The 7,494-nt window shown below is 38.9% G+C and carries 7 protein-coding genes; 3 read left to right on the top strand and 4 right to left on the bottom strand.

All coding sequences use genetic code 11. The annotated features are described in order from the left end of the window. Positions 1-35: 35 nt before the first annotated feature. Positions 36-539, top strand: coding sequence for a hydrogenase maturation protease (locus tag PX482_RS01005; protein ID WP_002759830.1), 504 nt, complete (start codon positions 36-38; stop codon positions 537-539). Here the strand turns inward: PX482_RS01005 and PX482_RS01010 are convergent. The 3 genes from PX482_RS01010 to PX482_RS01020 form a co-directional block, all read right to left on the bottom strand. Next, entirely contained in the window at positions 466-2,148 is a 1,683-nt protein-coding gene (locus PX482_RS01010) for a mechanosensitive ion channel family protein (protein WP_288121963.1), read from the bottom strand. The genes PX482_RS01005 and PX482_RS01010 overlap by 74 nt on opposite strands. A gap of 3 nt (positions 2,149-2,151) precedes the next feature. Beyond that, positions 2,152-3,249: a saccharopine dehydrogenase family protein gene (locus PX482_RS01015; RefSeq protein WP_002759832.1), complete on the bottom strand. Its 1,098-nt coding sequence runs from the start codon at positions 3,247-3,249 to the stop codon at positions 2,152-2,154. Between the two features lie 92 nt (positions 3,250-3,341). Next, positions 3,342-4,784 carry a sensor histidine kinase gene (locus PX482_RS01020; protein ID WP_002759833.1) on the bottom strand — a complete coding sequence of 481 codons (1,443 nt, stop codon included), beginning with the start codon at positions 4,782-4,784 and terminating at the stop codon, positions 3,342-3,344. Between the two features lie 707 nt (positions 4,785-5,491). On the opposite strand from PX482_RS01020, the gene PX482_RS01025 reads away from it, so the two are divergent. Continuing rightward, positions 5,492-6,472 (top strand): DUF3616 domain-containing protein, encoded by a 981-nt coding sequence (locus PX482_RS01025; RefSeq protein WP_288026999.1) that lies wholly within the window; start codon positions 5,492-5,494, stop codon positions 6,470-6,472. Between the two features lie 341 nt (positions 6,473-6,813). On the opposite strand, the gene tnpA is transcribed toward PX482_RS01025, so the two are convergent. After that, positions 6,814-7,185: an IS200/IS605 family transposase gene (gene tnpA, locus PX482_RS01030; protein ID WP_502888548.1), complete on the bottom strand. Its 372-nt coding sequence runs from the start codon at positions 7,183-7,185 to the stop codon at positions 6,814-6,816. A gap of 109 nt (positions 7,186-7,294) precedes the next feature. Between tnpA and PX482_RS01035 the strand changes: the two genes are divergently transcribed. Further along, positions 7,295-7,494, top strand: a 200-nt coding sequence (locus PX482_RS01035) for a helix-turn-helix domain-containing protein (RefSeq protein WP_288121966.1), incomplete at its 3' end; no start/stop codon positions are given.

Here is a 7,494-nt window from a genome sequence, read left to right on the forward strand (position 1 = left end):
CTTTGTACCTCATCATTAAGATAACTGCTATAACCATGAATAATTTTAAAATACTGCTCATCGGTTACGGTAATACTTTAAGAAATGATGACGGAGTGGGAGTGAGAATAGCCGAAATTATTGCCGAGGAGAATTTGCCTAATGTGCAAGTCATCGCTACCCATCAATTGACTCCTGAGTTAGCAGCCGATATAGCTGATGCTTCCCTAGTTATTTTTGTTGATGCGGTATTATCTAATCAAACCGATATCCGAATAGAAAAATTAGCGGCAGTTACCGAATGGAATAATTTCGGTCATGCAGAAAGTCCCGCTTCTTTATTAGCATTAACTCAAGCAATTTATCAACAAACTCCCAGGGCCTGGGGAATATTTATTCCTGCTATTAATTGTGAATTTGGTGAAGAATTATCAACAATAACTCAAAAGGGCTTGACAAAAGCGATTAAAGCTATTAGGAAAATTATTACTTCTGAGGATTTGACTGAATACCAAAAGCCGGACTTTGATAATCTTCCGGCAGATAATTTTCAGGAATAGTGCTGTGATTGCCATCCCGGAGAGCCTTGTAGTGAGGAGACATAATTTCGATACCGACTTCGTTACATTTATCCTGAATATTTTGATGTAATTCAGAATAAATATACACCATTTTGCTAGGATGATCAGTGTAGGCATTTAGCTGATAGCTGACATAAAAATCATCGAGACTGGTTTGCAAGACAAAAGGAGCAGGTTCTGAGACAATAAATTTAGTTGCTAGGGCTGCTTCTTTCAGGGTTGTGTGAACTTTACGCCAAGGTAAATCATAACCAAGAGTGACCGTGGTTTGCAAAATTAAAGGCTGTTTGAATTCCCGTTGAGAGACGCTAAAGTTAATCACATTGGTGTTTAACAGCGATGAATTAGGAATCGTGATAATTCTATTAGCTGGTGTGCGAATACGGGTGACTAATAATCCTTTTTCAATCACATCTCCAATAACATCACCAATAGAAATTTTATCTCCTAGTTGAAAAGAGCGGGTATAGATGAGGATAATTCCCCCCACCACGTTAGCGATAGCAGAGGTGGAACCCAAGGAAAATAGTACCCCTAAAAATACCGACACCCCCTGAAAAGCAGGAGAATTAAATCCGGGTAGATAGGGAAAAGCGATGACTATAGCTAAGGCAATTATCAGCAGTGACAGTAGATTATAGGTTGGTTTTGCCCAATCGGGATAGAAACCATTAATTACTAAATTTTCTCTTTCCAATCCAGTGAAAAATGGTTTAATTGCTCTCAACAGATAGTGAGTTATAAAAACAATTATCAGTATAATAAAAATACTGGGTAAATATTTTGCTATCTCTTGGGAAACAACTTCTAAAGCACTAAAAAAGTATTGCAGAAAACCATCACCAAATTTTCTAGTCCAGGGAAAAAGACGAAGGACAAAAGTTAAATAAAAATAGAGAATAGTTAAAATAATTAGAGTTCGGATAAATTGCAAAACTCTTAGGGAAAAAATTCCTATTGTCTGGGAACTAATAATCTCAAAATTTTGGAATACGACCCCAGGAACTAGGGAGGTGATTAATCTCTGAATCTGGGGAAAAACCCGCGAAGATATAAAAATTATTACCCAGAAAATTAAGACCGTGGCCAAGGTAGCACTTACCGTCAAAACTGCATCTTTGAAGAGGTTATCTGGTTGACGTTCTTGACGATAACGGACAATGGCTGCTTTCATCTTTGCCAAAGCTCGTTCGGCCAATACTTCTTGACTGACCGCGTGTAATTTGGCATCTTTAGAAGTAATAGTAGCAATAACCGTATCTCCCAAAATAATCGAAGGGTTTTTGTCTTCAGGATCAATTTTTATAGTTAAATCTTCAGGAGAAAGAGCATCGTCATCGGCAATTTTTTCAATTCTGTCTGTAATCGATTTCGCTCTTTCTTGCGCTGAAAAAGAACCTATTCCCTGCCGAATCGTAAAAAGTTCTTGATTATCAAGCATGACGGGAAAAACTTCTCCCAAAGTTTCCAGGGGTGTTTCCTGTCCTTGTTTAGCAGGATTATTCTGGGCTGCTATCATGAAGATGGGGGATAAAGTCAGTAACAAAACTAAACAAAACAGTCCTAGGTAACGCCAGATTTTTTTCATCTTCTAAGCCACAATTGTACAGGAGCGATCGAGTTTAATACCTCTTTTTTTCATCGTAGCATGGAATAGTTCTGTGGATAACACCTGTTCCACGGGATAAATCCCGGCTTTTTGGAGTTTTGCCGCTAAGATTAATTCTGCCACGCTGCCAGTTCCCCAGCCGGCTGCTTGGGCAGTGTTCTCGTGAAGCATAGTTGCTTGATAAACTGCTTTTTGCTGCCCTTGCCATCCGGCCACTTTGGCTAACATTGCTACCCCAATTCCCGAAAATTTATCGGTTACTTCTGTCATGCGATAACTAACTTGGGAAAAAAACTCAATTCCCCGAGAACTTTCTACCCAAGCATCGGGAAAAATATGGGCAGTAATCCAAGTTAAATGATTATAAAAATCGGGAATAGAACCAAATTTTGTGATCACATTTTGCACTTGAAAAGATTCAGCAAAAGTATAGGTTTCTGGCATATCAAACCAATAAACACCAGTTTTACCCAAAGGAGCGGGAAAGTCAATTACTTCTCTAGCAGTATAGGGTTTAATCTCTTGCCATTGTCCCTCAATCCAAGCTAAAAAAGGCTTTTTTAAGCCGAGAAAAGTAGTCCGCATCACAGTTAATCCCGCACCTCCGGAACCGGCTACGGCATAATTTAAACGGATCGTTTCTACCCTATCTAACTGTTCGACTCCCTCTCGCACTATACTATTAGAAATACCGGGAAAAATTCCCGTATTAACCACGGCAGTTATTCCCGCTTTTATCGCTAATTCTCGATAGGGGATTAACTTTTGATAAAAAGAACGATGATCACTAACATCAATATAATTGACTTTTTCTTCGATGCAAATTTTTACTACCCTGCCATCGCGATAATGAAAGGGACCGGCACAATGAACGACTAAATCACTATTTTTAATTGCCTGTCTAAGCTTGTCTATTTCTTCTAAATCTAAAGCCAAAAACTGCATTCTTGGCAGTAATTTAATGGCTTTTTCCTTGCGTCCTGTGATAATAATTTTAGCTGCAGTATGATTAATAATATCTAGGGCTACACTTTGACCAATGCGACCAGTGCCACCTAAAATTAAAACAGTTTTTTCCATGGCAACTATCAATAATATTTGTTGCCCTAGTATAGCATCCTCTTGGCAATTTTGCCTATTTTACAAGATGAAAAATTGAGAATAATCACAACTTATTTAATGCGTCCGAGGGGCAAGAAAATGGTTAAAATCTCACCTTCTTCGGGTTTTTCACGCACAATCAATTTACCTCCCAAAGCTTGAAAAAGGTTTTTAGTCACCTTCATATTCAGACTTAAACTACCGGTTTCTGGTTGAAACATTAGGACTTTTCCCAAAGCTTTGAGGGTAAGATTAGGTGATTTTATTTGAGTTTGAAACTGCATTTTTAATTGATTTCCTGCCGTTGATATATGTACTTGCAACAGGCCACCACTAGCCATACTGCGAGTACATTTTTCCACGACTCCATTTAACATTTGATCCAATAAATTCGGATCACTAATTACCGAAGGCAATTTTTTCGGTACATTAACTTCTAAATTGACATTGCGCCTTTTAGCTTGTTTTTGCCACCGGGGAATACTATCTTGAAAGACTTTTTCTAGAGCAATTGGAATTAATTGAATCGGTTTATCCCCCAGAGGATTAATACCCAATTCTGCGGCTCGGAAAATTAATTCCATGCGCTGAATTTGTTCACTACATTCTAAATCGATTGTTTCTAAATATTTCTGCACATCTTCCGTTACTTTTGCCCGTTTTAATAATAATCGGGTAATGGTGCGAATGGTGGTTAAAGGGGTGCGAATTTCGTGGGTTAAAGCGCGCAATAATTCCAAATCACAACCCGATTCTAAATTAGAATTATCTTCCTTTGGCGGAGTGATTTCGGCATTGATAGGCGATTTCGTTTTTTTCAGGTCTAAATTAGGCTGGTTGGGTAAATTTTGCAGTAATTGGCGACTAAATTGGCTAACTAGACGATAATCTGGCGAGGGACTGCCATTAGCCTCGATAATTGCCTCTAAAGTCCCGATTTGCGGATAACGCAGATTAACTAATCGTTGCCGCAACTGCTGCCAGGCTTGCTGAGTGAGGACGGGATCAAAGGAAAATTGAAAAGAGGACAAACCCCACTGATCCTCGCCTAAAACCAGCAAAAGAGCGAAACTTTCGCTAAAAACCAGACAAAATCTTTCATTAGCAATCGGATCCGTTGGCAAGAGAGGCAATTCATGAATCTCCGTCGGGGAAACATCGGCGGCGGATTTTTCCTGAGAAGGCAATTGAAAACCCGGCCATTGTAAATGTTTTAAAGCTTTAACAGTAAAAACACCAAATTCAAAACCCGTTAAAGCCTTGCTTTCTCTAACTAAAGCCGTCGGACCGGAGAGAATTAAACCCCGACCGGCGGCAGCATTATTTTGGTTTTGTAATAAGATATTTTCTAAAGCGGCGATCGCTGCGAACCATTCACTTTCCGCTTTCAGTTGCGCTCGCTTGAGCCATTCCGATAAATTAGGATAAAAAGCATTGGGGGTGAAAGTTTCCCGGTCCTGATGGTCAGTCGGCGGGAAAATATCGCTTAATTTCGGTAAAGACCCCTTTAACATCGTCTTCATCACTGACTAGATACAAATTCCTTACCTAGAATATTACCCCCGTTAATGCTCATCCCATAACGGTAAAACCGAACTCTATTGGCAGTGATATCCGCGTTTTTATAGCAGTTATCTTAATGGTGAGGTACGAATTTTTGGTTTTGGGGAGTCGGTCGTCGATACCAAATTAGGTTACACTAAATCCGTTGAGCATAGGCTACTTATGAGGACAGGCACTCATGCACTCTTGCAATAGGCAAAAGGGGGAATAAATAATCATTCTTTAATAACCGGATTTAGTATTACACTTCATCTTTAGTTGATCACCTATGCCAGTTGTGGGGTTCGTGGCTCAATTCAACCTCGATAAGTCTGATATTTAATTACACCTCCCCACTTATGTATTTTTTTGTTACATTTAAGTATTTTTTGCCTATCTATAGTTATTATTGAATGAGTTAAAGTGTTCCCCAATTATTTCCCCAACTAACCAATCTTTGATCTCAAAACCTTTTGCCTTGACGTTAGGTCAATGGGAGGAATCATCGGGTCTTGGAGGGACTAACATAAATTATGACACGCGACAAACTTTTGAACTTAGGAGAAATTAGTTATTCAAACCAGTTCTTTATTAGATTATTTCTGGTGATTTCTTGTCTTTTTGTCTTTTATTGCCTATAATTTTCCTCACTTTTCTCATTAACAAGGAGAATACAATCATGCAATCTCTCAACTTTTCTATTATCCAAGAAATCAAACATCAAGGAATTTGTGATGCTTCTGCAGCCACTGCTTTAGGAGAAAATAAATTTGTTGTTGGTAATGATGAGGCGGATCCAGAATTAGGTAATATTCTCTGGATTTATTCCTCTCAAGAGTCGGGAAAAGCACTGGAAACAATTGACATTAATGGTTGGCTGAAAAACAATCCTAAAAATAAAGAAATCGACTTGGAGGGGGTAACTGTACTCAATGACATAATCTATTGGATTACTTCCCATGGCCGCAATAAAAATGCTGAACGAAAACTCCCTCGTCATCAATTTTTTGCTAGTAAAATTACCGATGACGGCTCTAGTATAGTTCAAGTGGGTGAGTCTTATACTCAGTTAGTCTTGCGCGATATTATCGAAGACTCTCAATTGGCTGAAATATTTGATTTCAAAACAGCAGAAACCAAAGCTCCCAAAGCTAAAGGTGGATTAAATATTGAAGGTTTAACGGCAACTCCAGACGGAAATATCTTAATCGGTTTTCGTAATCCTGTCCCCAACGATAAAGCTCTTTTATTAACTCTAAAAAATCCTTACAGTTTAGTTAATAATTCCAGCAATGCTCGGTCTGATTTTGGTGATCCTATCCTGTTAGATTTGGGAGGATTAGGAATTCGTAGCATTGAATTTTGGCCAGCTTTAGAAGTATATTTAATTATTGCCGGAGAATTTCATGGAGGCGATCAATTTGTTTTCTATACTTGGTCAGGAAAAAAAGAAGATGCACCGGAAAAGATAGAATCACTGCAATTCCCTGACGGTTTTCGTCCAGAAGCTTTGTTGTTTTATCCCCATTTCCCAGATCGCTTTCAGATTTTAAGCGATGATGGTACAATCGAGCGAGTTGGTAATACTCCCTGTAAAGATATTATCGATAAAAATAGTCCCGAAAAATATTTCCGCAGTATTTGGGTAAAAGTTAATTAATACCAATTCTCACCCATCAAAACTACAGATCGAATTATCGAATTTAAGTTCCCATTTCCCCTTTTTCCCATTTTAAGGGAGACGAAGGCAGGGGGATCGAACTCTTGTAGCCGGATTTTGGAGAATTGATATAATTAGACATCCCTCTTAGTGGAACCTCAACAAAACCTAGAACAAAAATAGCTTTAAACCCATATAGGGATAAGCTTTAAGCTCAAAAAAACCGTTGATCACGTCTTTTCAATGGTTTTTTATCCTAGAAGCTCTATCTCAATGGAGCGAGAGGACTCCCGTTAAACCGCGTAGCGGTTAACGGGAGATAAATCGCCACCGGAATGAAACTAACGCGGTAGCGTTTCCACTTTTGGGGAGTTTTGGTTCTCGACGTATTTTTTTAGTTGTTCGATGGTAACGCCGCCACAACTAGCCACGAAATAACCTCCCGTCCAAAAATAAGGTTTATTGTCGAAATACTTTGCCGCCAAATCCAGAAATTCTTTTCTAATTAAGCGACTACTAACTGTTTTAAGGTTAGCGATTAGTTTGGATAAAGCAATGTCAGGTTTGTCATCGATAATCAGGTGAACGTAATCCGATTCACCGTTGAAATCAAGTAATGTGCTGTCCCATTTCGTGAGCGTTGACACAAAAATTTCTTTAAGTCGGGCTAAGATTTCATTGTTAATAGCAATGGCCGGTATTTGATGACGAATACGACGTGAGCGGTAAGTTTATAAACAGAGCGAAATTCATGATTGTAATCAGTTGACATATTAGGCGGTAAGTGTTATAATCTAATTGTACATCACGAAACGAACGACAGTGATAACGCTTACCTACCAGTACAAACTAAAGGTAAACAGGCGACAGGAACGGGAGATAATCCACATTCTTGATGTTTGCAAAAGCGTTTATAATTACGCGCTCTCGGAACGGAAAGATTGGTTAAACTCTCGAAAGTGTCTTGCGGATCGTTGTTCGTTAGTTTCCGAGTACATAATTCCTGCGGATGAACCCTATCC

It is taken from the genome of Microcystis sp. M53602_WE12 (genome assembly GCF_030065455.1).
GTDB lineage: Bacteria > Cyanobacteriota > Cyanobacteriia > Cyanobacteriales > Microcystaceae > Microcystis > Microcystis aeruginosa.

What these genes read in the sequence shown, in the direction of transcription:
- PX482_RS01025 (WP_288026999.1), top strand. Translation starts at nt 5,492, where the DNA reads ATGCAATCTCTCAACTTTTCTATTATCCAAGAAATCAAACATCAAGGA.
- PX482_RS01010 (WP_288121963.1), bottom strand. Translation starts at nt 2,148, where the DNA reads ATGAAAAAAATCTGGCGTTACCTAGGACTGTTTTGTTTAGTTTTGTTA.
- PX482_RS01020 (WP_002759833.1), bottom strand. Translation starts at nt 4,784, where the DNA reads ATGTTAAAGGGGTCTTTACCGAAATTAAGCGATATTTTCCCGCCGACT.
- PX482_RS01015 (WP_002759832.1), bottom strand. Translation starts at nt 3,249, where the DNA reads ATGGAAAAAACTGTTTTAATTTTAGGTGGCACTGGTCGCATTGGTCAA.
- PX482_RS01005 (WP_002759830.1), top strand. Translation starts at nt 36, where the DNA reads ATGAATAATTTTAAAATACTGCTCATCGGTTACGGTAATACTTTAAGA.